Here is a 25,982-nt window from a genome sequence, read left to right as displayed (position 1 = left end):
GGTAGAATAAGACGCTTCCACCTCAACCGGTTGAGGACGCAAGTTTTTGGCGTCCATCTTTCAGGGCGACCACGAGCGTTGCGACAACGATCAGAGCTGCAGCACCGTAAAATGCCGGAACAGGCAGGATGTCGAAGAACAGGACATCCGCAATGACCGCAAAAACAAGCGAAAGGTATTCAAATGCGGCCAGTTTGGAAACCTCGCTATATTGATAGCTGAGGGTCATCATGATGTGCGCAATACCACCCGCAAACCCTGTACAAACCAAAAGCCCAAGCTGGTTCCAGCTCGGAGTTATCCACCCCAGAGGCAAGGTTGCGAGACCGGCAATAGTGCACGTCAGCGCAAAATAGAATGCGATCGCGCCCGCGTTTTCAGTCAACGCCAGACTTCTGATTTGAACCTTTGCGCCAGCTGTCAGCACCGCCATTGCGAGGGCAAGGCCGACACCGATCAGATAAGCGTTGTCCATATCGGCAGCAGAAGCCGTTGGAAGAACAAGGACAAGCACTCCAATAAAGCCGGACAGAACGCCAAACCAGCGTACACTGCTGACAACTTCGCGAAGGAAAATGGCTGCCAGCACAACCGCAAGGACAGGCGCCAGATAACCGATGATCGAAGCATGGGACAATGGCAGATATTTCAAACTGGCAAAGCTTGCGAACATGGCAAGACAGCCCAGAACACAACGTGCGACATGGCTTCCCGGACGCTTGGTTTTCAGGCCGGACGGGAATTCCCGTGTCCACATCAAAAACAGGACCAAAGGGATCAACGCGAATGCACTGCGATAAAAAACGACCTGACCGACCGGAACAGTGTCAGAAAGCCATTTGATGAAGAGCACCATAATCGTGAAAAACACGGTTGCTCCAACCCGCAGGCCAATTCCTTTGAAATCCATGGTCATGGTCAGCCCGCCGCGGCCCCGTTGCTGCCCAGGAGGTCGCGCAACCAATCCCCGGTCAAATTGATGGAAAGGACGGCGATAAGGATCGCAAGTCCCGGAAAGATCATCAAATGAGGTGCCGTTTGCATATAAGCCTTGCCATCCAGCAACATTGCACCCCATTCCGCATTCGGCGGCTGAACCCCAAATCCCAGAAAACTCAGTCCGGAAATGGACAGAATGGTTCTGGACCATGCATTGGTCCAAAGCACCAGCAGGCTTGGCGCGATATTCGGCAAGATATGACGCCATAAAATTCGGTACGAAGGCAATCCGTTCAGCCTGGCCTGCACAACGAAGTCTCGGTGCGCCAGATCAACACTGAGACTGCGCACAAGCCGCGCGAACTTCATCCAACCGACCAAAATCAGCGCCAACACCATATTGGTGGTGCTTGGTCCCAAAACACCAGCGATCGTCACCGCTGCTATCAATTCCGGAAAGGCAAAAAAACTATCGGTGACCCGCATCAGTGTCACATCGGCAGCCCGTCCGAAATGACCTGCGGCAAGACCGATTGCGGTTCCCGCAATCGCGCCGACAATAGTGACGAGAAACGCCAATCCAATCGACCAGACACCGCCATAAAGCAGTCTTGTGGCAACATCTCTTCCAAGCTGATCAGTGCCAAGCCAATGGCTTGCGGACGGTGGAGACAACCTTTCCAGAAAGTTCGGCTCGTTTGGAGCGTAAGGCGACAACAAGAAGCATGCGGCAACAGCAACCAGAAAGATCAGAAGTGAAAGTCCAAGCTGGACGAGGAACCGTTTCAGATCCTGTTCCTGTTTCGACCTTTGAGCGTCCGGTGCTTCCAGAAAACCTACATCCGCCTGCACCGTCATGATCGTGCCTCACCGGAAGGAACAGCCTGTTGATGAGACCAGACGGAATTTCGTGGGTCCATAATTTCTTGAAGGAATTCAATCATTGAGTTGATGAAGACGTAGACCACCGCCGAAAACAGCACCAGGAACAGAACCATAGGGTAGTCGCGTGACAAAACGGATCCCGCCAGGAGCGATCCAATGCCGCCGCGCGCAAATGTCAGCTCGACGATGACAGCTCCCTCAAGGAGGCTGGCAATATCCAGACCGATCATGGTGAGCGCTGGAACCGCCGCGTGCCGAAAGACATGCCGCCAGAAGATTTCAGTTTCGCTCACGCCGCGCAGACGAAGCGTTTCAATGTATGGAGCTGCCTTTGCTTCGAGAAAAAACGCACGTAGAAGCCGTGTCTGTGATGCAGTGATCCAAAATGCAAGCGTAAGAGCCGGTAGAACCAAATGCGATGGCGATCCGGTTCCATAGGCTGGAAGCCAGTTCAGATGTGCGGCAAACAGCAAGATCAGTAACAGCCCAAGCCAATAGTTCGGCATGGCCGCGCCGACTGAAGCCAGAGCAACAGACGCTCTGTCGAACAGGCTACCGGGCCGCCAGACCGCGATGGAACTCAAAGCGAAGGCGAAGACCAGCCCGATGACAAGCGCTGTCGCCGTCAACGAAAATGTTTCAGCGGCATTGGCGACAAATATGTCCCACACCGGCGTGTTTGAAGCAAAGGAGTTCCCGAAGTCCCCTTGTACAAAACGATAAAGCCATTGAAAGAACTGAACAAAAAAAGGCTCGTTCAGCGAGAATTCTTCGCGAATTCCATCCAAAATTTCTGGCGGAAACCCTTGCACATCCGGGTAGCGTGCATTTGCAATCGCTGAGGCTTTATCACCGGGCGCAAAATACGTCATGGTAAAAGTGATGAGGCTGACGCCAAACAGAACACAGAGCAGCCCCGTAAGACGACGGACCACCGCAAGAATGAAGGCGACCACCTTCGACCTGGTATTCAGCATGGTATTGCGGCCTTCGATCCAGACACTTGCGCAACGGTTTCCGGCAAACCTCCCAATTCACGGGCAGCCGCGATCAGCTCGCGGCAATAGTCGCTTTCGGGAGCCTGGAAAAACATCTCAGCAGACTGATTGGCCTCGACCTTGCCACCGCGCAAAACAAGCATCTGATCAGCATAGGCAGCAGCGAAGCCGAGATCGTGGGTCACGATCACAAATGTCATGTCAAACCGTGTCTGTATCCGCTTCATTGTCGCCGCGATCTGCTTTTGTACGATGGCATCAAGCGCGCTCAGCGGCTCATCGAAAAAAACCAGGTCCGGGCGCGCGATGAGCGCGCGCGCGAGACAGGCCCGCTGTGCCTGACCCATGGAAACCTGAGCCGGACGTCGCTTTGCCATTTCCGCAGGTAATTCAACATCGGCAAGTGCCGCCGATATGGCTGCCTTGAGTTCCAGAGACTTCAGCTTTTGAGCAAAAACGCTCTCTCCGATCGAGACACCAAGTGCCAACTTGGGATTAAGGGCCGAAAGCGGATCCTGCATCACCCACCGGCTGCCGGGCAATCCCGCACGTCCCTTCCAATATTCCTTAAGTGAAATGGGGCGACCATTTTTCGGTCGGAAAGTAAGACTGTCGAATGTTGCGGGCATCAGTCCGTTCACTGCACGCAGAAGACTGCTCTTTCCCGAGCCGCTCTCGCCAACAATACAAAGTGTTTTTCCACGCGGCAGATCAAAGGAGACTTCCTCCAAAATCGGTTTACCGTGCAGTCGTAATTGCAGTTTTTCGACACGAAGCATTTGACTAAGTTATTCGGCGGCGACGGAATTTGTCGCTTTCTGGTGTGCGGAAAAGTTCCAGTCGCGATGATTTACCAGCAATTGCCCATACGTTGTTTCTGGTTCACGCAGCAATGTTCGGGTTTCACCGAATTCCACGACCTGGCCAGAAGTCATGATCGCTGTACGGTTGGCATGTTGCGCTGCCAACGCCAGGTCATGCGTAACAATCAAAAGCGCAACATCATGCTTGTGAGCATAAGCCATGACTGAGCGCAGAACCTGGGCTGCAATCAATGGATCCAATGCCGAAGTAGGCTCATCGAGGATCAGTAAATTCGGTTCGCCGAGCAGTGCCATTCCCACCAGAAGACGTTGCTGCATGCCACAGCTCCATTGATGAGGAAACCGGCCATGGAAGGAACCAAGCCCCAGCTCTTTCAGGAGCACCTGTTGCGAGGTGGAAAAATCCTTGCTTCCGGTAACGGCTCGGGCGGTTTGTCGCCATTGCCACTGGAGGCGTTTGAGCGGATCAAAACCATGGTCCGGGTTCTGTGGAACATAGGCAATGCCCTTTGGCTTTCCGGTGCGGCCTGGGGACCCGAATTCCCTCTTTACCCCATCAAACGTCAGAAGCCCGCCAACAGGTTCTGCCGGGCGTCGCAGCCCCATCAGACAGCGTAGAAGTGTCGATTTGCCTGCGCCCGAACCTCCTACGATTGCAACGCATTCGCCCTTGTCGACATCGAAACTCACATCATCAAGCACCACCTGCCGGCCGATGCGGGCCGACAGGTTCTGCACATTCAGAAGGCTTTTAGCTTCAGTCTGCAAGTGTGAGATCCGGTGTCACGAGGTAAGTCTCGGCGGGGTGGATCTTATATCCTTCCACTTTGCCGTTTCCGACCGAAACCTGAGTTTTATGAAACACCGGGATCAACGGCAGGTCTTCGTTGATGATTTCCTGAATGCGGTCGTAGTACCCTTTGCGCACCTCGTCGTCGAAGCTCTCCCGGCCCTTTTTGAGAAGCTCATCAAGCTCTGAATTGGAGTAGCCGGAAAAATTGTATCCAACTCCTGACTCAACAAGCGTACTTGGGAAGTAGTTTGGATCGCCGAGCGGTGCTGTCCCCCAGGCTTGAAGGTGCATTTGAATGTCACCCGCCTTGAGCGCTTCATTATTGGCGTCATATTCAGCCATGGAAATCTCGGAGTTGATCCCGATCTGTTGCAACAGGGCCTGGGCAATTTCCAACGTCGGGCGCAGGGCAGCCCGCCCCTCATAGGAACGAATTTTCAAGGAAATTTCAACGCCTTCCAACTCACGGTTTCCATCGCCGTTCGTGTCCTTGATCCCAGCCTTGTCCAAAAGGGCGGCAGCTGCTTCTGGGTCGTAGGTCAGTGAAAGGTCGGTGTTTGCCCAGGATGCCATGGACGCGGGAAATATACTGTTGGCCACTTCTCCGCCGACACCGCTCAGCGAGGCTGCAACAATCGTTTCACGATCAAGACCAAGGGAAATTGCCTTGCGAAGGGCCTCATTGGAAAGAGGACCATCGGAGGTCCGGACCTGAAAGAAGAACAGCCGGGTGGTCGGGTTGGAAAATAGCTGACCCTCCCCTTTCTCCTTCAAATTGGCAAAATCCGGCTCAGGGTAGTTGGTTACCAGATCCACGTCGCCGGCTTGCAGGGCAAGTGCTGCAACGGACGGATCAGAAAGAGCGTCCATGACAATTGCATCCAGCTTTGGCTCTCCGCCCCAATAGTCTGCAAACTTCCTGGTCTGATAGGACTTTTCCGTTTCGGCAGAAACAAAAACGAAGGGTCCTGTGCCAATCAAGGGCAATTCATCGGTGCCCTCTTTCATCACCGCGGCTGAAGGCTCGGTGAGCGACCACAGGAATGCGGAATTTGGAGACTTGGTCTTGAACACCAATGTGTTCGCATTTTCCACCGTAATGGTCTCCAGGCCAAGCAGCTTTGACAAGCGAGGGTTATGGCCCGGATGACCTTCCGCATCCATTTTTTCAAACGAGGATTTGACATCGCTCGCTGTCATGGGCGTGCCATCGTGAAATTTTACGTCGGTCCGAAGCGTCAGTTTCCACTCTGTCGGGGAAACGTTTTCGAAGCTCTCGGCAAGCCTTGGCTGCATGGTCATGTCATGTGCCAGGCCAATCAGCGTTTCAGAAACGCCGGCGCGATTGCTGAGCCATCCGTTTTGACGGGCTCTGGGATCCGGCACGGTGCTCTTTGGGCCGAAAGGCACGGCAATCCGCATGTTTTTTTCAGTTGCAAGCGCTGTTTGAGCAGGTGTTGCAACAGCCATTGCTGCGATGGAACCCACGCCCAAGAGGGCAGCAATTGCAAGTTTGTTTTTCCGCTTTGGCAAAATCGACTCCAGAATAAAACATGACTGACGGATGCCACAATGCGTATCTGTTATAACATTACATTGCAAAGAAAATTTTTGAAAATTTTGATCCCTTCGGGTTATCAAAACGCAAGCATTCAAGCCGTGCATCCCGGCGCAGAAACTGTTCCCCCAAGATTTTCAGAACACCATTCGCCAGAGATCACACGCCATGACAAAACCAACGATCAGTCCGACCACAAAAAACGACATTCCGGCACTGCAATTGATACTGGACCAAACCGGACTGTTTCCGAGCGAAATGCTCCCGGAGATGCTTGACCCATCACTGACGGAAACCTCAGAAGCCTTCTGGCTCACATGTCACGCGAATGGAAAAGCCATGGGCTTTTGCTTTGTGGTACCGGAAGAACTGGCAGAGGGAACCTGGAACATGTTGGCGCTCGCTGTTCATCCGGATCTGCAGGGCAAGGGATTTGGTACAGCACTGGTCAGAGCAGCTGAAAGTCATCTTAGGGACAACAGTCAACGCATCCTGATTGTCGAAACGTCAGGCACCGAGGGCTTTGCACCGACCCGGAAATTTTATGTTCAAAATGGCTACGAAGAAGAAGCACGCATCCGCGATTTCTGGGCGCCGGGCGACGACAAGATGATATTCAGGAAGGCGCTTTGACAAAGCACGGCCCGTCGCCAGGCACCCGGCGCGAAGCACATTGATAGTCCACCCGTCGAACCGCGATGACCTTGAGACTTTTTGCCTTGATAAGGCCAAATGACATCTGACTTGAAGTCTCAGCCGCCGCGATCTTCAGTTCAAACATTTGCTTGGGACAGGTCTCAGGCCTGTTCCGCGTAGTATCTTTCGATCAGTTCAACCTCGGTTCGGCAGCCCATAATCACTGAAATGCGCTGATGATGTGACTGAGGCTGAACACCCAGGATCCGTTCTCTGCCGGTGGATGCGCGTCCTCCGGCCTGCTCGACAATGAAACTCATGGGGTTCGCCTCATACAAGAGCCTGAGCTTACCGCCTGCGTGTTCATTTTCGGTGTCGACGGGATAAAGAAAGACCCCGCCCCGGGTTAGGATCCTGTGGATCTCGGCCACCATGGAGGCCGTCCATCGCATGTTGAATGACCTTTGTCTTGGGCCGTTTTCACCCTTGATACATTCCTCGACATATCGCCTGATCGTCTCGTCCCAATGACGCCAGCGGGATGCATTGATGGCAAATTCCTCGGTCGTGTCTGGAAGACACATATCCGGGAAGGTCAAGAGGAACTCGCCCGTTCCCATCTTGTGGGTGAAGCCCTGAACACCCTTGCCGGTCGAAAAGACGAGCGATGTGGAGGGGCCGTAGAGTGAATATCCGGCAAAAACCTGTTTCGTACCCTTCAGCAGAACCACATCGTTTGTCAGCGTTTCGATGTTCTGCTCAAGTTCAACGACAGAAAATATGGAACCGACGGACAAGTTCACATTCAGGTTTGATGAGCCGTCAAGCGGGTCAAAATAAACCAGATAGTCGCCCGCTTTTGGAGCTTCCTTCAGCCAGACAACGTCGTCCATTTCTTCCGAGACGAGGGCTGCAACACGCTGACAGTTCGAGCAGTGACTGAGGAACACGTCATTTGCAATGACATCCAGCTGTTTCTGAGTTTCGCCTTGAATGTTTGACGTTTCGGTCGCACCCAGGATGTCTAGAAACGGGCCATTGCGGATTTGGTGAGAGATTATCCGGCACGATGTCGCAATATCCTCAACAAGAAGCATCAGGTCCGGATCGAGCCCATGTTCCTTCTGCAGTTGAAACAGATATTTGCGAAGTGTCGTATGTTCCAATGTCATGGACTGCCCAACTCTGAACCATATAGTTTTTATCGAACGACCGCCTTTTGAAAGTGCGGTTCGGTCTTCTCGGCCGGAGCATAGCAGCAGCTTTCCTTCACACCAGCGGGAATTGCCTCCAATCGAAAGCTGCCAATTTTAAAGTCTTGTATCTCTCCGCGCACGCCATCCCGGTCTGTTGAAACGCAGTGTGTCCGATTGCTCCTCTCCACCACCCGGGATAGGCTGTGCACTCAGGAGAGGACGTATCTGGTGCTGATCATTGACGAGCTGAAGACATCTCTGATTGGCCCAATCGACCTCACGTTGGAAGTTGGCAGCTGTACCGCCATTTCCGGTCCGTCCGGTGCCGGAAAATCTCTCTTTCTCAGAGCGATTGTCGATCTTGATGAAAACAGCGGCACAATCACGCTGAACGGAAGAGATCGCAATACCTTCCCTGCACCCGATTGGCGGCGCAATGTGTCTTATGTACCAGCGGAAAGTGGCTGGTGGTCGGAACGCGTGGAGGATCATTTTCGGCCCACCTCGGACCTTGTCGAGCTGCTTGCAGCGGTCGGTATGGAGGAGGCTTCAGGCTGGGAGGTTTCCAGATTGTCGACAGGGGAACGTCAGCGCCTTGCTCTCGTTAGAGCTTTGCAGCTTGATCCGGAAGTCCTTCTGCTTGACGAACCAACTTCGGCTCTGGACCCGCCGTCCGTTGCCAAAGTGGAACTGCTCCTTAAAGAAAGGATCGCAACCGGATGCGCCATCTTGCTTGTCACGCATGACCCGGAGCAACCGGTCCGTCTCAAGGCCAGCTGCTTTCAAATGGCGAGCGGAAAATTGCGGGAACACGACCTGCACGAGGCAGCCTCATGAGCGCTTATCAGGTTCTAAGCTATTGGGATATTGTTGCCGCTTCCGTTTTCCTGCTGCTGAATGCGGTCCTTTCCATACTCCTCAATTTGGGACTGACACGCACTCTGATCGTGTCGGCATTGCGCATGACCGTTCAGCTGATCCTGGTCGGGCTGGTGTTGAAGCTGATCTTCTTTGCCGGATCGTTGTACTGGACAGTGCTGGCGGCGGCTGTCATGGGCGTCTTTGCAGGGCGTGAGATTTGGGTCCGTCAGGACCGTCGCCTCAAGGGTTTTTGGGGCCCAGGTCTTGGGGCCGGTGCAATGCTGATATCAGGCGCACTTGTTACGCTTTACGGTCTCGCCGGGCAGATCCGTCCTGACCCTGTTTGGCAACCGCAATATGCGCTCCCCCTTTTCGGCATGATCCTCGGAAACACGATGACAGGCGTCAGCCTGGGCCTTGATACGCTTCATACAGCGCTGGCCAAAGGCAAGAGTGAAGTTGAGGCTCAGCTTCTTCTCGGTCGCACCCGCTGGGAAGCGACACGCCCTTTCGCCAGGCAGGCCCTTCGGTCGGGTTTCACTCCTATCATCAACGCTATGGCGGCGACGGGCATTGTGTCCCTTCCTGGAATGATGACAGGTCAGATCCTTTCGGGTGTCGATCCGCAGGAAGCAGTAAAATACCAGCTGCTGATTATGTTTTTATTGGGAGGAGCAACCGGCCTCGGCGTACTTGGGGCAACATTTGGCAGTATTTGGCGGCTGACCGACCCACGTCACAGGCTGAGGCTCGACCGGCTGAGCGGAGGAACATCATGATTGAACTCTTGGGGGCAGACTATTCCGTTTATGTCCGGTCGGCCCGGTTGGCACTTGAGGAAAAGGGCGTGTCCTACGACCTGACACCCATCGATATCTTTGCCCCTGAAGGGCCATCGTCGGCGTATCAGACACTGCACCCGTTCGGTAAAATCCCCCTGTTGAAGCACGGTGATTTTCATCTCTATGAGACACCCGCTATCCTGCGCTATGTGGACGAGGCTTTCGGCGGCCCTGCCCTGCAACCCGCGACCCCAAAGCTCCGGGCCAGGATGGCGCAGATCCAGTCTATCCTGGATGCCTATGCCTATCGGACGCTGGTCTGGGACATTTACGTAGAACGGGTGGTCAAGACACGCGAGGGGGCCCCGGCTGACGAGGTCAAAATCGCGTCGGCGCTTGGTCCGGCCCGCACTGTGCTCGCCGCCCTTGAAACGCTTTTTGAAGGGGACCCGTTCCTTCTTGGTGATCTCCCAAGCCTCGCCGACTGTCATGCCGCCCCAATGCTGTCTCTATTTGAGATCGCAGAAGAAGGAGAACTGCTTCTAAAGGGCACACCCCGACTGGCGGCTTGGCTGTCGTTGTTCAAATCCAGAGCGAGTTTTCAGGCGACCGCGCCTGTTCCGCCAGATTGATAAAGTAGACTGCGAGCCAAACGGCGGAGACCACCGTTCCAGATCTCCAAGCTGTCCAGACCGTTGATCTCAAGCCGTTCAAGACAGCGCGAAATCGAGCGCAGCCCTGGCGTGAAGCACGGTCGTATCAAAGGCCGGAATGGAAAAGTCCTCCGGTTTTAACAGCAGTCCGATTTCCGTACAGCCGAATATGACTGCATCGGCCCCACCGCTGACTTCTTTTTCAACGATATCCAAAAAGGTCTGCTTGGAATCGGCCCAGACTTCTCCCCGGCACAGTTCCTCATAGATAATCCGGTGAACCTCAGCCCTGTCGTCCGGTTCCGGAATGCGCACATCGATGCCGTGGCGATCTCGAAGGTGGCCCTTGTAAAAGTCCTGCTCCATCGTGTAGCCGGTCGCCAGAAGAAGCGGTGCCCGGCACCCCGCTTGTGTTATGGCCGGCGCCGTTGCATCTGCAATGTGGATGAGCGGCAAGACACTGGCAATTTGAATGTCACCGGCCATTTTGTGCATCGTGTTGGTACAGATGACCAGGCAGTCCGCACCGCCTCTTTCGAGACGTTCAGCCGCGGCAATCAACATTTGTGTCGCCAGTTGCCAATTGCCACTCGCTTGTGCAGCTTCAATCTCTGCAAAATCAAACGACCAAAGCAGGCATTTAGCGGAATGCAGACCACCCAGTCGTTCACGCGTCAAGCGATTGAGCAACTGATAATAGATGGATGTGCTTTCCCAGCTCATTCCACCGAGCAAACCGATGGTTTTCATGGTAGCGTCTCGCCTGCTTTCTGAACTTCTGTCTAAACGGAGACTGCCGTGCTTGAATCAATTTCTCAAGAAATCTCTTTTTCAAAATCAAAGCAATTGGTTACGACGATTTCCGCATGTCTTGTTCTTCTGGTTTGCCTTGGCATTCAAGCGGCGGCCCAGTCCGTTTACGAACCTGCCCGTGGCACACCTGAACGCGGCGAAATTCTCAATGCAGTGCGTCCGATGCTGGAAGCCCGGGTCGGGCCGCCAGTGGAGTTTGTGGTCGACTGGATGCGTGCCGGCAACGGCTGGGCATTTGTTCAGGTCAGCCCGCAAAGACCGGGCGGCGGTGTCATCGATCTGAGAAGCACCACATATGCGCAGCAGGCTGAATACATGGACGGCCTCGCCACCTTCGCCCTGCTCCGTTTTCAGTACAATCGCTGGAACCTGATCGACTTTGCTGTCGGTCCAACGGACGCGTTCTGGCACGGCGACCCGCTCTATGCCCGCCTGCCCCAGGGACTGGCCCCCTACTAGGCCGGATCCTTGTCTTGTCCTGTTTGATCTTTTGAAAAGAGCTCCGGCTCCGATTCTGTTCGCGCATCCTCGCCTGCGGCAAAGACGCCTGCTTGCTGAAGCTCTTCCTCGGCGAGCTCTCCCAGAACCTTTTTGCCGGCGAGTGCCCGTTCTCGCGCTTCGTCCATGATCTTCTTGGCAAGCGCTTCATCCCGGTCCATGAGCTGTCTCAGCGCTTCAGCTTCCAGCACAAGCAGCTGACAATCGCTGTAGGCTGAAACCGTAGCCGTTCGCCGGGTCTGATTGATTAGCGCGAGTTCACCGAAGAAGCTGCCTTCGCCAAGGTATACCGTGTCGTGCGGCAGCTTGATTTCCACCTCGCCATCGGAAATGAAATACATCCTGTCGGCAACGTCACCCCGATCGGCAATGGTCATGCCCTTGCGTACGCTTTGAGCCTGAAGAAGCTTGGAAACCTCCGCAATTTCCGTTGCCTTGAGGTCTTCAAACAGAGGTACGCGGGCCACCATGGACCAGGTGACGACGAAATCCCGGCTGTGTATTTCCCTTGCAAAAGCTGACGCAATGATGCCAACCGGCAAGGCTATGAGACCGTAACCGAGCAGCATGACGAAACTGCCGACCATCTTTCCAAGATTGCTGACAGGTACAACATCGCCATAACCAACTGTGGTGACGGTGGTGATGGCCCAATACATGCCGTGAAGAATGCTGCGGAATTTCTCCGGCTGATCGTCATGCTCGATCAGGTACATGGTGGTCGCCGCAAGCAGAATGACACCCATGATGATCATGGTTGAGCCGAGCAATGCACGGCGTTCATTGGCAACAGCAGAGATGAGCGATCTGAGCGCGGGCGAATAGCGCGCCAGTTTGAGGAACCTTAGCAGGCGCAGGATGATGACCACCACCACTGCCTGGTTTGGCAAGAACAGCACAAACAAAAGCGGCAATGCACCAATCAGGTCTACAAGCGCATCGGGATGGACTGCATAGCGAAGACGTGCCTGGATCGGTCCGTAGCGGCGCAGCGGCGGATGCAGATCGGCCACATAGAGACGCAAGATGTATTCAACCAGAAAGACAAAGCCGCTGCCGAGTTGAAGAAAACGCAGATGTTCTCCGAAGGCCAGTCTTACGTCCGGCACGGTTTCGAATACGGCCAATGCAATATTTAAGATGATCAGGAAAACCAGAAAATGGCGCAAGGAGCGAGCCGCAAGCTTTCGTTTGCCTGTGTCTTCAAGCACTTCATAGAGTGCTCGCTTGAATTCGTGGCGCGTCACCCGCGTACTCCGGTGTCTTTTGCGGTACTGAAAGAGGAATAGCCGAAGAATGGGTTCAGACAAAGCGCTCTTGCTTGCTCAGCTGATTGCTCCCCGACCACTTCACGAAGACTACGCGAAGCCGTGAGCCAAAGTGGCATCAACGTGATTGGGCAAATTTGTCGCAGCCCCCATCTTTAGAAGGGTAAGCAAAACGCTCAAAAAGGAGACAAACATGAGTATCGAGACTGACAAGGTCAGAGCTGCGGAGACCTCACCGCACCATGTCGTACTGAAAATGCTTCTGGTATCCACTCTGCTGGCAGCCGCCTCTCTTGCAGCCGTTGCAATGGTTCACTGATCTAAACCCACCTGAAGACATTATCTCATGAAAAAAGCGTGCCCATTGGCACGCTTTTTCATTTTATGCAGTTGTTTTGGCTTCTGCTACAGAGCCGACAAGTGGCTTTCAATCGCCCCAATTGCGCTTTCCGCCTTCGAACCATCGGGCCCGCCGGCCTGTGCCATATCGGGCCGTCCACCGCCACCACGCCCGCCAAGCGCTTCTGATCCGAGCCTCACCAGGTCGACAGCACTAACCTTGTCGGTCAGGTCTTTTGTAACCGCTGTGACAATCGCAGCCTTGCCATCGTCGGCCACGTTGATCAGGACAACGACCCCTGAACCCAGCTGAGCCTTGGCATCATCCGCCATGCCCTTCAGATCCTTGGGGTTAATGCCTTCAACCGTGCGGGCCATCAGTTTGTAGGAACCAGCATCCTTGACCGGTGCTGCTTCCGAACCACCGCCGCCCATGGCAAGTTTCTTCTTGGCATCGGCCAGTTCCTTTTCCAGCCGCCGACGCTCCTCCACGAGCTGAGCAACACGGCCGGGCACGTCATCAACAGCAGTCTTCAGGATACCGGCGACCTCCCGCAGGCGCTTGTCCTGCGCATCCAGATAAGTCCTTGCCTCAGCACCGGTCAGCGCCTCGATCCGGCGAACACCCGCTGCAACTGCACCTTCGGAGACGAGCGTGACCAGACCGATATCGCCTGTGCGTTTCACATGCGTCCCACCGCACAATTCAAGCGAATAGGGTTTACCTTCCTTGGCACCATGCAAGGCGGTCCCCATGGAAACAACGCGTACTTCTTCGCCGTATTTTTCACCAAACAGGGCCATGGCACCTGCCTCGATCGCGTCATCGACTGCCATCAGCCTTGTGTCTACCGAAGCGTTTTGAAGCACGATCTCGTTGGCATAGGTCTCGACAGTTGAGAGTTCCTCTTCGCTCATGGGCTTTGGATGAGAGAAATCAAATCGAAGCCGTTCCGATGTGACCAATGAGCCTTTCTGTGCGACGTGGTTTCCCAGGACTTCTCGCAGCGCTTCATGGACCAGGTGCGTTGCCGAGTGGTTGGCCCGGATCCCTGTGCGCCGACCGTGATCCACCTTCAACTCAAGCGCAAGACCGGGCACCAGGGTCCCTTCTTCCACTGTCACGGAATGAACAAACAGGCCATCGGCCTTTTTCTGGGTGTTCGTGACAATTGCCGTTACGCCATTCGTCTGCACCACGCCGGTGTCACCGACCTGACCACCACTCTCGCCGTAAAACGGTGTCTGGTTCAGCACCATGAAACCATTCTGGCCTGCGGTCAGTTCAGCAACCTCTGCATCCTCAGACGCAAGGCCCGCAACGACACCTTCGGCAATCTCGGTTTCATAGCCCAAAAAGTCGGTCGCACCGTATTTTTCCTTCATGGCAAACCAGATCGTCTCGGTCGCCGCGCCGCCGGCACCTGACCAGGCAGCCCGAGCTTCGGCCTTTTGGCGCTCCATGGCCGTGTCGAACGCGTCCGTATCGACGGATATATCTCTGGCGCGCAGGGCGTCCTGGGTAAGATCTAGCGGAAAACCGTAAGTGTCATAGAGTTTGAATGCTGTTTCCCCGTCTAGCCGACCACCAGCCGACAGATCCTGCGTGGCGCTGTCGAGCAGGCCAAGGCCTCGCTCAAGCGTTTTGCGGAAACGGGTCTCTTCAAGCTTCAGCGTTTCCGTGATCAGGTCTTCTGCCCGGCCAAGCTCCGGGTAGGCCCGGCCCATTTCACGAACAAGAGCGGGCACAAGCTTATGCATAAGCGGTTCGCTTGCGCCCAGTAGATGGGCATGGCGCATTCCGCGGCGCATGATCCGGCGCAGCACATAACCGCGGCCTTCATTGGATGGCAGAACACCATCTGCGATCAGGAAGCTGGTTGAGCGAAGATGGTCGGCGATCACCCTGTGACTGCCTAGCGCGTCCCCTTCCGCATCAACACCGGTCGCGTTTTCCGAGGCGGCAATCAATGCCCTGAAGAGATCGATATCATAGTTGTTGTGAACGCCCTGCATGACAGCCGCAATGCGTTCGATCCCCATTCCGGTGTCGATCGACGGGCGCGGCAGGTCGAGACGCTTTTCAGGCGTCTGTTCATATTGCATGAAGACCAGGTTCCAGATCTCAATGAACCTGTCGCCATCTTCCTCAGGCGTGCCTGGAGGGCCGCCCCAAACATGGTCACCATGGTCGTAGAAGATTTCTGAGCACGGGCCGCACGGACCGGTATCGCCCATGGACCAGAAATTGTCCGAAGTCGGGATGCGGATAATCTTGTCTTCGCCAAGCCCGGCAATCTTCTTCCAAAGATCAAATGCCTGATCGTCCTCGGCATAGACCGTCACCAACAGCTTGTCCGCCGGCAGACCGTACTCCTTGGTGATCAGGTTCCATGCAAGTTCAATTGCCCGGTCCTTGAAGTAATCACCAAAGGAGAAGTTTCCGAGCATTTCGAAAAACGTATGGTGGCGCGCCGTATACCCGACATTGTCGAGGTCGTTGTGCTTCCCGCCTGCACGCACACACTTCTGGGATGTCACCGCCCGTTGATAATCGCGCTTTTCAAGACCGGTGAAAACGTTCTTGAACTGGTTCATTCCCGCGTTCGCAAACATCAAAGTCGGATCGTTCCGCGGTACCAGCGGACCGGAATCGACCACCTCGTGATCGTTCTTCTTGAAATAGTCCAGGAAGGCGGTGCGAATTTCGTTTACGCCGGTCATTCGGGTCTCACATCGGTCTGAGCCCGAAGATGCGGGCCAGTTAATTGGCTTTCTGATATCGCAGGTCCCCAGATTGGGATACCGGCCGGAAGAGCCTTTTAACTTTGACCTACAAACCTGTCCAGCAGTTGCGAAGAAGCTCGCTCAGAGAAACTGCGGATTTGCCCGTTGCCGCCGGCATTTTCAGACAGACCCGCAGGCGACTTCAAAGATGAAAAGACAAAACCCCTCCTTGATCGGCAAGGAGGGGTTCAAAATTTTGCTTATCAGACAAGATCGCGTCTGCGAACAGACGTCAGGGATGAGAGGAGAAAGATCTCAATCCTCGTCTTCTTCTGCGCCGCGTTCAGGGTCGATGATTGCTTCAGCGATAAGACCTGCATTCTGGCGAATGGCCAATTCAATCTCTTCAGCAATTTCCGGATTGTCCCTCAGAAACTGTTTGGCATTTTCACGGCCCTGGCCGAGCCGCTGGCTGTTATAGGAAAACCAGGCACCGGACTTTTCGACAATATTGCCTTTGACACCAAGATCGATCAGTTCGCCGGTTTTGGAAACCCCTTCGCCATAAACGATATCGAATTCAACCTGCCGGAAAGGAGGCGCAAGCTTGTTCTTGACCACCTTGACGCGCGTCTGGTTTCCGACCACCTCATCCCGATCCTTGATCGCGCCGATGCGGCGGATATCAAGGCGAACCGAAGCATAGAATTTCAGAGCATTACCGCCCGTCGTCGTCTCGGGCGAGCCGAACATGACACCGATCTTCATCCGGATCTGGTTGATGAAGATAACCATGCAGTTCGACTTGGAAATCGACGCGGTCAGCTTACGGAGCGCCTGGCTCATCAAGCGCGCTTGCATGCCCGGCAGACTGTCACCCATCTCCCCTTCCAACTCCGCCTTAGGGGTCAGGGCCGCAACGGAATCGATAACCAGAACATCAATTGCCCCTGAGCGCACAAGCGTGTCGCAGATCTCAAGCGCCTGTTCACCCGCATCCGGCTGGGAAATCAGCAGATTGTCGATGTCGACACCGAGCTTTCTGGCATACAAAGGATCAAGAGCATGCTCCGCATCAACGAAGGCGCAAATACCACCGCTCTTCTGAGCTTCGGCAACAGTATGAAGTGCCAGTGTGGTCTTACCTGACGATTCCGGACCGTAGATCTCAACGATACGTCCGCGCGGCAGCCCACCGATACCCAGCGCGATATCCAAACCGAGCGATCCGGTTGAGACAGACTGTATCTCCACTGCGTCCCTCTGACCCATACGCATGATGGATCCCTTACCGAAGGCTCTTTCGATCTGGCTCAGCGCTGCATCAAGCGCTTTTGTCTTATCCATCTGGCTGCTTTCTACGAGACGAAGTGTACTTTGTGACATGGCTTACGCTCCTTATTCCACGATGGACGCGCTGTTTCAATGAGAGCTTTGTACACTTTTTGTTCTCATTTGACAAGTCGGCGAAACCGATTGGTATTAAAACGGAAATGCTTGTTTGTTTCCAGTATGTTCTCTGTAGAACGTTTGGAGCTAACGCTGCGTAACTATTTCATTTGCGACACCTGTGATTCTATATGCCTGGAGAATCAACCGGCCATCGGCAAGGAGTTGCCGCATCAGGTTCGATCTGTTAGCCCGCTTGTCCTGTGTCTCAACGTCCGCCACTACCGATCGAGCTCTGGAGAAGTAATCAGGCGTGTCCCCGTCCTTCGAAAGTCCTGTTATTGCACTTGGTGCAATTCACTATGATACGATTGCGCATGGAGCTGAAGTGATCCGGCCCGAGACGTCCACGCCGGCGCGCTTCCACGCAAAACCAGGCGGAGTGGCGACGAATGTCTCTCGTAACCTTTCAAGGCTGGGTGTTCAAACCAAGCTCATCGGGACAGTTGGAGACGACGCTGCTGCGCAGATCCTCAAAGAGCAATTGGGTGAAGAAGGGATCGAACACTTCACCGTCACCAGATCGGGTTTTTCAACCGGACAGTATCTGGCGTTACATGATCCGGACGGTTCGCTGAAAGCCGCCTGCGTCGATGACCGCATCCTCTCCGAAGCGCCTGCCGACCTTTTCTCAGACATCGTTGACCGCTTGTCTGCAACTGCAGACGAAAAGACAATCTGGTTTGTCGACGCGAACCTGCCAGCCCCGATGCTTGAGGGCCTGGCGTCGCAAATCCAGACTGGAAGGCTGATGGCCAATGCGGTTTCGGATGCCAAGTCCCGGCGATTGAAACCCCTGCTCTCTCGCCTTGACTGCCTCTATCTCAATCGCGGAGAGGCCGCCGCGTTGACCGGATTGCCAGCTTCAGCGGGCCCAGATGAAATTTCTTCCGCCCTCGTCGACGCAGGTTTGAAAGCCTTCGTTCTGACAGACGGACCTTCCGGCATAATCGTTTCAAACAAGGGTTTGATCACCAGACTTACACCGGAAAATACGGATGTCGTCGACGTGACCGGCGCAGGTGATGCATTGACGGCGGGCAGCCTCGCAGCAGTTTCCAAGGGGTACGCTCTTGAAGAGGCGGTGAGGTTCGGCCTGAGGGCAGCGGCCCTGACCCTTGCCAGCACGGGCGCATTGGCTGAAACACTTTCCTGGGAAGCTTTGACCGCTTTTTGACCAAACGGACAAACCAATCACTTGGCGAGTTCTCGGTGCGAGCTTATAAGAGCGTCAAACGATAAAAGGGCTCTGCGCCCGTGGAAACAATAAGAGGCCTCTTCCGTGACACGCCCAAACCTCAGCACTTCAGTCAAAGACCTGCTTGTCTACAACGCAGAGGTCCGCGATGCACTTGCCAGCGAAAAACCGATCGTTGCGCTGGAATCCACGATTATCACGCACGGGATGCCCTTTCCGAAGAATGTCGAAACAGCCCGGCTGGTCGAAGCTGACATTCGTGCCGAAGGCGCAGTCCCAGCCACCATCGCACTGATGGACGGCAAGATCATGATCGGCCTGTCCGACAGCGACCTGGATCGCCTGGCTCAAGCTGAAGACGTTATGAAGTGCTCACGCGCCGACCTCACTTTTGCGCTCAGCACCGGCTGCTACGGCGCCACCACCGTTGCCGCCACGATGATGGCAGCGCATGTTGCCGGGCTGAAAGTGTTTGCGACCGGCGGCATTGGCGGTGTTCACAAGGGCGCGGAGACAACGTTCGACGTGTCTGCGGATCTCGACGAGCTTGGACGAACACCAGTCTGCGTTGTTTCAGCAGGCGCAAAGGCGCTGCTGGATATTCCCAAGACGCTGGAAGTGCTGGAGACCAAGGGGGTCCCGGTTATCGCTTTTGGCACTAGGGAACTGCCGGCATTCTGGTCCAGGATCAGTGGTCTCCAGGCGCCCTACACACTCAATTCGGCCGCTGAGATCGGAAACCTTTTGAAAATGCGGCAAAACTTTCCAGATCATGGTGGTGTCCTGATTGCCAATCCGGTGCCTTTGGCAGATGAAATACCCGGATCCGAGATGGCCGGCCATATTGACGAGGCTATCCGGCAGGCTGAGGCCCGGAATGTAACTGGAAAGGACGTCACGCCTTTCGTTTTGGGCGCAATTCTCGACCTGACGGCTGGACGCAGCCTCGACACGAATATCGCACTTGTACGCAACAACGCCCGCCTGGCAGCCCGTATCGCGGCTGAACTTGTCTAGAAGGTCAGGATGCCGGGGATGGATCAGCTTTTGCTTTTCCATCCAGGGCACTCAACACCTTGTCGATATCCTTGATATGCAGATCACGCTGGGGGATCGGGATTTCAATCCCTGATTTGCCGAATTCATTGTAGATGGCGAAAAAGAGATCCGACTGCGTCGTCAAAATATTATTGACGTCTTTCAGATAGCACCTGAGTTCAAAGTTCAAAGCATTCTCGCCAACCCCCATGAAGAGGACAAACGGCACCGGATAGCGCGCAACGGTGTAGTGTCCACGGGCCGCTTCGATCAAAATGGCCTTCACCCTCTCCAGGTCACTGCCGAATGCAACCCTGATTGGAAGCATCAATCGGCCGGACTTGTTGCTCAAGGTCATATTCTTGACCGTGCCGGCAATCAGATCCGAATTTGGAATGATGACATCATGCCGATCGAAGGTTTCTATCCTGGTCGAGCGAACGGAAATGTCGCGGACATAGCCCATATGACCGGAAACCTCGATCCAGTCCCCTTCCTTGATCGGCCGCTCTATCAGCAAGATGATGCCTGAGACGAAATTCGAGACAATGGTTTGCAGCCCGAACCCGATACCAACCGAGAGTGCCCCAGCCACGACGGCAAGGCTGGAAAGGTTCAATCCAGCGGTTGAAACCGCCACCAGAATCGCAAGCGTCAACCCGACATATCCGGTCCCGGTCACGATGGCCGTCTGCGCACCGACATCCATGCGAGTTTGCGGCAGAACCGATGTCCTCAGCAGGTTCTTCAGCCAACGTGTGATCAGCACGCCGATTGCGAAGACAACCCCAAGAACGATCAGAGAATCCAGTGACAAGCGGATATCCCCGAACTGAACACCCCCGATCAGCAATCGCCAAGCATCTGCGATATCCGTTGCCCTTGCGCCCCATGTCAGTGCGATGAGCGGCGTAAAGATCGCCACAAGTGGAACAATCAGTCCTATGGTCACCAGAATTGGTGTTGGAGCCGTGTCTTCCCGGTCGGTCGCGGTTTTCACCAGAAGCTGTGCCAGGTGGTAGAGCATGAAGCCCAACCCCAGCTGCGCGACCGTCATGATCATCGGAATGATGGCAGCCCTTGCCAGTTCCACATAACCGACGAGGGTCACACTGACTGCCAGGAACGCAGACGCCTTCATCAAGAGGGAAAGAAACAACAGAAAACCGGATTCTTGCGGTTTGACCGAAGCTTCTTCGATTTCCTCATCTTCGTCAGGTTCGGCAGTCTCTTGCGTTTGGTCGGACGCATCCGCACCTTTGTTTCTGATGATCCCCGCCAATGCCCACAACAATACGGCTGCGGTTGCAATAAGCGGCACCGACAACACCGAGATCGCGCTGTCGCCGAAAGCATTGTCAAGCTGCAGCGTTTCCAGAGCGACTTCGACCATCATGAAGGCACCGAGCCCCTGGCAAAGCCGCAGGCCCAGCTTTGCCTCGCGGTCCTCGAGCTCCAACAAGCGCCAGCGGGTCAGACCTGGCGCAAACAGCGTGTGCCCCAGCCAGTTGGCGATCACCATGAAAAGCGCCACGATCGGCGCTGCCGTGAGCGCAATTCGGGCGCTGTTGGGATAAATGTCCAGAACCGGTATGACGAGGAGGATCGACAAGGCGCCGATTGCCGGTAAAACCAGGAAACTGAGATTATAGATCACAGCAAGTGCAAGCGAGCGGCCACCGCGTTCCTGGCGCTCACTCAGCTTCAATAGCAACCGATGGATGGGCATTCGCCCAACGACAATGAAAAATATGCCGAAGGCGATAAGCGCCAAAGACGTCGGCACGGTTTGTCCGAGCGCTTTCGATACGCTGGGGCGTTCCAGTTCCCCTTGTATGTCGCGCTGCAGCCGTCTCCAGAATTGGTTGATTTCCTGAAAACCACTGGTCCATGTCGCCGGTACGAGCGGCGACGGATACCGGGTCAGCAGGCTGTCGATCTTCATCGACCTGATCTGCCGATCGACCTCCCGAATGAGCACATTGGCAAGGTTCGTGATTTCCCTTGCTTCGCGGATCGGTGCATTGGCTTCGGCCAGCGCATCCGTCAGCTCCTTGCGCCGCTCGGCAATCTCCTCAGGTTCATCCTGCCCACCCGAAGGTGGCGATCCCAGTGCCCTCAGCTGGGCGGCAAGTGTTTGCGCATCTATGCTGCCCGTTTCAACCACTCGAGAGTTTCTGTCGCGCACCTCGACAAGTTGTTGACGCAATAGCTCAAGCGTTCCGGTCGAGACTGTGCCTTGCTCCAGGGCATTTGACGCACGCTCGAAGAGATCGAGAACCGGGGGGCAGCTGGCACCGGGTCGCTACCGGCTTCCTGGGCATAACTGGCACCCACCGACAATTGCAGTGCCAGCAGCAAGGCAACCAGCAGCGAGAAACCAAAAATTTTTATCTGTTTCATCACTTTGCCATGCCAACGCGTGCCTGTTCCGATCAAGACCGAAAGTCTTTCCTGACCACTTGTTAATGCATTCTTCTGTGGCAAAGCCATGAGCGCAAGGTCACGAAGGTCACAAGGGCAAAATGCAGGAACTCTGGTCTTCGAAACATACTTGTCGCAAAAGCCGCCTATGGAAAGGATCAAACGGGTCCGGCTCGACGAATGAACTTGGCCAGTTTCCCTTGCCAACCCGTTGACAGAGCGGCGTAAGCCTGCCCTAACATGGCCCTTTACGACGTAAACAGGACGAAGCGGCGCTGGACCACAAAAATCGACGCCGTCCTTCGAGGAGGTCAAACATGACAGACGCGGCAGCACCTGAAACTCCGGAAAATGCAGCGGCGCCGGCCGGCGGGTTTTCCCCCTTCAATATCTGGATCGCGCTCTTTCCACATTGCGCGATATCGGCATCTCACCGGAAACCGAAAGGGATGCACCGATCAATGCCCTGCTTGAGCAGATCTCCGACCTGTCGCCGGACAAGGTACTGATTATTTCACGCACTCTCGGTCAGGCCTCCAACTTCAACGAAGTGGTCCGCAACCAGGTGCAACAGATGGACATCGGTGAACGTTATGAGGAGATCACCGAGGCCTTCAACTCGATCCGCGACGATGCCAAGACGCTGGTTGACCAGCTCGCGGACGGCAAAATTTCCTTCACTGAAAATCTTTCCAACAAATGGCGTGACATGCGGCGCGGCACTATTTCGGACCGATTCACCGACATTCGTGGAACCTACAAGGAGGTGGCCAGTGCGACCAAGGACCAGATCGATCGCGAACAGGTCATCCTTGAAGCCTACCGTGATTTCCGCGGAGCACTGAAGCAGGCAGAGGTTACGGCGCTCGAGTTGCTGAACATGGCAACTGAAAAACTGTCGGCCGCCAAATCAGCGCTTGAATGGTCTTCCAGTGAAGTGGAAGCCTATACCGGGGACGACCCGGCCCAGAAAGCCCGGCTTGAACTTGCGCGTGACGAAAAACTGCGCGAGATGCAGGACGAAGAAAAGAGATACCAGATTGCCAAGGATCTCTCCGACAATCTGACGATCGGTTACAATACGTCCGAAGTCATTATGGCTCGATTGGTGCAGACTACAAACGCCAAGGAGCGCGTATATGCCCAGTCGGTCAGCTTCTTTTCGACCAATGAGTCTGTTCTGACCGCTCTCAACGCTTCCTTTACGGGCCTGCAAGGCCTGCATGAATCCACCGAAACGCTGAACGCCATGAAGGACGGCATCAACAAGAGCCTTGAGACGCTGGCAGAGATTGGCGACGCGGTTCAAAAGGAAGCCTTGAAAGCCGGTTACGGCCCGACCGTCGCCGCTGCTTCTGTCAAAAAGCTGGTGGACTCGGTTGTGAACTTCCAGGTCCAGTCACGTGAAATCATTACGGAAATGCGTGATATGTCGACCAAGAACTCCGAAGAAATCCGCAATGCCGTCGAAGACGGCAAAAGGCGGCTCGCCAAACTGACGGCTCAGGGCCAGGGACTTTAACACACAAGGCATCGGCAGGCCGGTGAACCGGCCTGCCCAACGCAAGAAGATTTAATCGTATGGCAGGCAAATCCGAGGCTCCGCTCGACGATCTGATGATGGCGATGGACGTGGTCGACACGCTTCGGCATGAAGAAGGTCAGGTGGCCCGCGAACTGAAGACGGATGAACGCGACACCGCTATGGTCGACCGGCTGCGTAAGGTCTATGCAGCTCAGGGGATCGACGTTCCGGACCATATTCTCAAGAAGGGTGTCGAGGACCTCAAACGCGACCGTTTTGTCTATTCACCTCCGGCTGCAGGTTTTTCGCGTACTCTGGCGATGATCTATATTTCCCGCAGCACCTGGTCGAAATGGATGGCCGGGGTCTTTGCTGTTCTGGTCATTGCGATTGCAGCCTGGTATTTTCTGGTCAAGTTGCCTGAACAACGCGCAGAAGCGGATCTGCTGGCTCGCATTGACGCCCTTCCCCAAACATATTCCGAACTGGTCAGCCGCGTTGATGCGTTGACTGAAAATGCCGACATCGAAGCAGAAGCGGCCCGCATTGCCGAAGATGGCCGTCTGGCTCTGTCGGATGGCAAAAACGATGCCGCCTTCAAGGCCGAGGGCGACTTGCGTCAACTGGCAGCCAATCTGCAGGAAGTCTTTGAAGTCCGGATCATTTCACGTCAGGGCGTGCCGACAGGTATCACCCGTATTCCGGAAACCAATCCGGATAGCGAAAACTACTATATTGTCGTGGAAGCAATCGACCCGGACGGAAACATCATCAACCGCAGCATTTTATCAGAAGAAAACAGCGAAGCGATTTCAGTCGACAAATGGGGACAGCGGGTATCGCAGAACATTTATGACGCTGTGCGGCAGGACAAGCTGGAAGATGGCATTGTCCAAAACGGCAAGCTTGGCGAAAAGCGCCGCGGTGAACTGAATATCAAGTGGCGCAGCGGCGTGCTGGACGGAGCAATCACCCAATGGTAGCGGCCAATCGGAAGTTGATGGGGACAAGCGTATGCTGACAGGACGTCAGACCCTGGGAACGATTGAGCAATCGCTTGCTGATTTGCGTCGTGAAGAAGCTGAACTCACCAAGCGGATAGAGCGCGCAACCCGTGCCCTGACAGATCTGCAAGAGCGTCAGAGCGAGGCTTACCGCGACCTGGCGCGTTTTCGAATGGATGCAGATGCGGCAGGTGCGCTGAACACCCGCCTCGACAGCGCTGCCCGTGAAGCCCGTCGCCTTTTGGACAAGCGAAACGTCGACTACAAGGTTCTGACCGATCAGCTCCGCAGCTGCGAAGCAGAGCGCGGCCAGCTTCAAAAGGAACGCTTGGAACTGGACGATGCCCGGGATGCGGCGGAAAGCCAGATGGACGAACTGATGGAAGCCATCGACGGCCGCCTGGAAAACGACAAGACCTATCTTGCCCAGCGTGAAAAAGCTGAAACCGCAGAGGCGACCGCGGAAGCTGCAGCGTCAAAGGCTGACACTTCCAAAGCGGATCGTGAGCAGAAGGGCAAGGCCTATGAAGACGATCCGCTGTTCATCTACCTTTGGCAGCGCGGCTTCGGAACCCCGGACTATAACCACCGTGGTCTCGTGCGTTCGCTGGATCGATGGGTCGCCAGGCTGATCAAGTTTGACGGAGCGCGAGCCAATTACGCAATGCTGACCGGCATCCCAGAGCGTATGGCCCGCCATGCGGAACACTGCGCCGAAATTGCCGTTAGAGAGCAGGCCAAACTTGCGGATATGAGCCGCAATGCCATGACAGATGCAGCCGGAACAGATCTGGTCGGGGCCATCGAGACCCAAAGTGAGGACATTGACCGGATCGACGTTCAGCTCGACAAACTGGATCGTCAGATCGAAACACTGTCAGCTGCGCTGACTGAGTTTTCCAGCGGCGAAGACGCGGATTTTCAGAAGGCCGAAGAACACTTGTCTGTCTCACTTCAGGCCGATGACCTGAACGACCTTTGGCGGGCCGCAATTGCAACACCCTCGCCTGAGGATGAAAAAATTGTTCAGCGTATCGAAGATCTGAAAGACAGGATTGAACAGGTCACCCGTGAAATCCGGCAGGACCGGGAGCTGCAACGCGACATCAGCCGTCGCCGGGCCGAGCTCTCCGACGTCATCAAACGGTTTCGCTCGAAGGGCTATGGTAGCTGGGAATCCACTTTTTCCGATGACAAGCTGACAACGGTTTTGCTGGGTGAGTTAGTCAAAGGTGCCATAACCGGCGCGGACTACTGGTCCAGGGCTGAGCGCTCGCACAAGCGCCGCAAGCCACGCGGTCGTCGCGTTGCCTTTCCAGGCGGGTCCGGGCTTCCAAAATCCATGGGTGGATTCGGTGGCGACTTTAGCCGCCGCTCAAAAGGAAAAGATCCTTTCAAAGGAGGGTTCAAGACCGGCAAAAGCTTTGGCAGCGGAGGTTTCAAAACCGGTGACAGTTTCTAATTTTAAAAAGACTGCCATTTTTGCCCATGTCCGGCCACAAGGCTTCGTTAGGAGTGTTGTGACACAGTGTTGATACAAGAATGCCATTGCTCACATGCAGTTTTATTGTGTT

The 25,982-nt window shown here is 55.0% G+C and carries 24 protein-coding genes; 11 read left to right on the top strand and 13 right to left on the bottom strand.

The features are described from left to right. Positions 1-22 precede the first annotated feature (22 nt). From ACZ1HV_RS25940 to ACZ1HV_RS25915, 6 genes are read right to left on the bottom strand one after another with little or no spacing between them, the layout of a single operon-like run. A complete protein-coding gene (locus ACZ1HV_RS25940) occupies positions 23-916 on the bottom strand; it encodes a DMT family transporter (protein ID WP_472716749.1) in 894 nt (297 codons plus the stop codon). A 2-nt stretch (positions 917-918) separates the two neighbouring features. After that, a complete protein-coding gene (locus ACZ1HV_RS25935) occupies positions 919-1,797 on the bottom strand; it encodes an ABC transporter permease (RefSeq protein WP_472716748.1) in 879 nt (292 codons plus the stop codon). Next, positions 1,794-2,801, bottom strand: coding sequence for an ABC transporter permease (locus ACZ1HV_RS25930; RefSeq protein WP_472716747.1), 1,008 nt, complete (start codon positions 2,799-2,801; stop codon positions 1,794-1,796). The genes ACZ1HV_RS25935 and ACZ1HV_RS25930 overlap by 4 nt, the downstream gene beginning before the upstream one ends. Next, on the bottom strand, positions 2,795-3,601 hold the full coding sequence (locus tag ACZ1HV_RS25925) for an ABC transporter ATP-binding protein (protein WP_472716746.1): 807 nt from the start codon (positions 3,599-3,601) through the stop codon (positions 2,795-2,797). Before ACZ1HV_RS25925 ends, ACZ1HV_RS25930 begins: the two co-directional genes overlap by 7 nt. Positions 3,602-3,610: 9 nt before the next feature. Next, entirely contained in the window at positions 3,611-4,414 is an 804-nt protein-coding gene (locus tag ACZ1HV_RS25920) for an ABC transporter ATP-binding protein (protein WP_472716745.1), read from the bottom strand. Next, entirely contained in the window at positions 4,404-5,972 is a 1,569-nt protein-coding gene (locus ACZ1HV_RS25915; RefSeq protein WP_472716744.1) for an ABC transporter substrate-binding protein, read from the bottom strand. Before ACZ1HV_RS25915 ends, ACZ1HV_RS25920 begins: the two co-directional genes overlap by 11 nt. A gap of 193 nt (positions 5,973-6,165) precedes the next feature. Here ACZ1HV_RS25915 and ACZ1HV_RS25910 point away from each other — a divergent pair, with 193 nt between their 5' ends. Further along, a complete protein-coding gene (locus ACZ1HV_RS25910) occupies positions 6,166-6,630 on the top strand; it encodes a GNAT family N-acetyltransferase (protein ID WP_472716743.1) in 465 nt (154 codons plus the stop codon). A gap of 164 nt (positions 6,631-6,794) precedes the next feature. Here ACZ1HV_RS25910 and ACZ1HV_RS25905 read toward each other — a convergent pair whose 3' ends face one another. After that, positions 6,795-7,805: a class 1 fructose-bisphosphatase gene (locus tag ACZ1HV_RS25905; protein WP_472716742.1), complete on the bottom strand. Its 1,011-nt coding sequence runs from the start codon at positions 7,803-7,805 to the stop codon at positions 6,795-6,797. Between the two features lie 252 nt (positions 7,806-8,057). On the opposite strand from ACZ1HV_RS25905, the gene ACZ1HV_RS25900 reads away from it, so the two are divergent. Genes ACZ1HV_RS25900 through ACZ1HV_RS25890 form a run of 3 tightly spaced genes read left to right on the top strand, consistent with a single transcriptional unit; the run spans position 8,058 to position 10,104 of the window. Further along, positions 8,058-8,666 (top strand): ABC transporter ATP-binding protein, encoded by a 609-nt coding sequence (locus ACZ1HV_RS25900; protein WP_472716741.1) that lies wholly within the window; start codon positions 8,058-8,060, stop codon positions 8,664-8,666. Next, complete coding sequence (locus ACZ1HV_RS25895; protein ID WP_298983898.1) at positions 8,663-9,469, top strand: ABC transporter permease; 807 nt, start codon at positions 8,663-8,665, stop codon at positions 9,467-9,469. Before ACZ1HV_RS25900 ends, ACZ1HV_RS25895 begins: the two co-directional genes overlap by 4 nt. Beyond that, complete coding sequence (locus ACZ1HV_RS25890) at positions 9,466-10,104, top strand: glutathione S-transferase family protein (RefSeq protein ID WP_298983900.1); 639 nt, start codon at positions 9,466-9,468, stop codon at positions 10,102-10,104. The genes ACZ1HV_RS25895 and ACZ1HV_RS25890 overlap by 4 nt, the downstream gene beginning before the upstream one ends. 78 nt (positions 10,105-10,182) lie before the next feature. On the opposite strand, the gene ACZ1HV_RS25885 is transcribed toward ACZ1HV_RS25890, so the two are convergent. After that, positions 10,183-10,875 (bottom strand): aspartate/glutamate racemase family protein, encoded by a 693-nt coding sequence (locus ACZ1HV_RS25885; protein ID WP_298822476.1) that lies wholly within the window; start codon positions 10,873-10,875, stop codon positions 10,183-10,185. A gap of 48 nt (positions 10,876-10,923) precedes the next feature. Between ACZ1HV_RS25885 and ACZ1HV_RS25880 the strand changes: the two genes are divergently transcribed. Continuing rightward, positions 10,924-11,397, top strand: a complete 474-nt coding sequence (locus ACZ1HV_RS25880; protein ID WP_472716740.1) for a hypothetical protein — start codon at positions 10,924-10,926, stop codon at positions 11,395-11,397. Here ACZ1HV_RS25880 and ACZ1HV_RS25875 read toward each other — a convergent pair. Continuing rightward, on the bottom strand, positions 11,394-12,683 hold the full coding sequence (locus ACZ1HV_RS25875; RefSeq protein WP_298959888.1) for a cyclic nucleotide-gated ion channel: 1,290 nt from the start codon (positions 12,681-12,683) through the stop codon (positions 11,394-11,396). The two genes, ACZ1HV_RS25880 and ACZ1HV_RS25875, sit on opposite strands and share 4 nt — an antisense overlap. A gap of 214 nt (positions 12,684-12,897) precedes the next feature. On the opposite strand from ACZ1HV_RS25875, the gene ACZ1HV_RS25870 reads away from it, so the two are divergent. After that, positions 12,898-13,023, top strand: a complete 126-nt coding sequence (locus ACZ1HV_RS25870; RefSeq protein ID WP_298822473.1) for a hypothetical protein — start codon at positions 12,898-12,900, stop codon at positions 13,021-13,023. An 86-nt stretch (positions 13,024-13,109) separates the two neighbouring features. Here ACZ1HV_RS25870 and alaS read toward each other — a convergent pair whose 3' ends face one another. Continuing rightward, positions 13,110-15,767 carry an alanine--tRNA ligase gene (alaS, locus tag ACZ1HV_RS25865; RefSeq protein WP_472716739.1) on the bottom strand — a complete coding sequence of 886 codons (2,658 nt, stop codon included), beginning with the start codon at positions 15,765-15,767 and terminating at the stop codon, positions 13,110-13,112. A 318-nt stretch (positions 15,768-16,085) separates the two neighbouring features. Next, positions 16,086-17,156 (bottom strand): recombinase RecA, encoded by a 1,071-nt coding sequence (gene recA / locus ACZ1HV_RS25860; RefSeq protein ID WP_298822471.1) that lies wholly within the window; start codon positions 17,154-17,156, stop codon positions 16,086-16,088. Positions 17,157-17,472: 316 nt separating this feature from the next. Between recA and ACZ1HV_RS25855 the strand changes: the two genes are divergently transcribed. Continuing rightward, positions 17,473-18,396 (top strand): carbohydrate kinase family protein, encoded by a 924-nt coding sequence (locus ACZ1HV_RS25855; protein ID WP_472716738.1) that lies wholly within the window; start codon positions 17,473-17,475, stop codon positions 18,394-18,396. Between the two features lie 105 nt (positions 18,397-18,501). After that, positions 18,502-19,434, top strand: a complete 933-nt coding sequence (locus ACZ1HV_RS25850) for a pseudouridine-5'-phosphate glycosidase (protein WP_472716737.1) — start codon at positions 18,502-18,504, stop codon at positions 19,432-19,434. Between the two features lie 4 nt (positions 19,435-19,438). Here ACZ1HV_RS25850 and ACZ1HV_RS25845 read toward each other — a convergent pair whose 3' ends face one another. Both ACZ1HV_RS25845 and ACZ1HV_RS25840 read right to left on the bottom strand, forming a co-directional pair. Next, on the bottom strand, positions 19,439-21,622 hold the full coding sequence (locus ACZ1HV_RS25845) for a DUF3772 domain-containing protein (RefSeq protein WP_472716736.1): 2,184 nt from the start codon (positions 21,620-21,622) through the stop codon (positions 19,439-19,441). Further along, complete coding sequence (locus ACZ1HV_RS25840; protein ID WP_472716735.1) at positions 21,601-21,858, bottom strand: hypothetical protein; 258 nt, start codon at positions 21,856-21,858, stop codon at positions 21,601-21,603. The genes ACZ1HV_RS25845 and ACZ1HV_RS25840 overlap by 22 nt, the downstream gene beginning before the upstream one ends. 433 nt (positions 21,859-22,291) lie before the next feature. Here ACZ1HV_RS25840 and ACZ1HV_RS25835 point away from each other — a divergent pair, with 433 nt between their 5' ends. Genes ACZ1HV_RS25835 through ACZ1HV_RS25825 form a run of 3 tightly spaced genes read left to right on the top strand, consistent with a single transcriptional unit; the run spans position 22,292 to position 25,870 of the window. Next, positions 22,292-23,401 (top strand): cell surface protein, encoded by a 1,110-nt coding sequence (locus tag ACZ1HV_RS25835; protein WP_472716734.1) that lies wholly within the window; start codon positions 22,292-22,294, stop codon positions 23,399-23,401. Positions 23,402-23,460: 59 nt separating this feature from the next. Further along, entirely contained in the window at positions 23,461-24,387 is a 927-nt protein-coding gene (locus ACZ1HV_RS25830; protein ID WP_472716733.1) for a DUF6384 family protein, read from the top strand. A 31-nt stretch (positions 24,388-24,418) separates the two neighbouring features. Continuing rightward, positions 24,419-25,870: an AAA family ATPase gene (locus ACZ1HV_RS25825; protein WP_472716732.1), complete on the top strand. Its 1,452-nt coding sequence runs from the start codon at positions 24,419-24,421 to the stop codon at positions 25,868-25,870. The last annotated feature ends 112 nt before the right edge of the window (positions 25,871-25,982 follow it).

The sequence above is a fragment of the Roseibium sp. JB4-4 genome (assembly GCF_055693425.1).
Note: the sequence above shows the minus strand (reverse complement) of the source record. Positions and strands in the feature narration are given on the sequence as shown.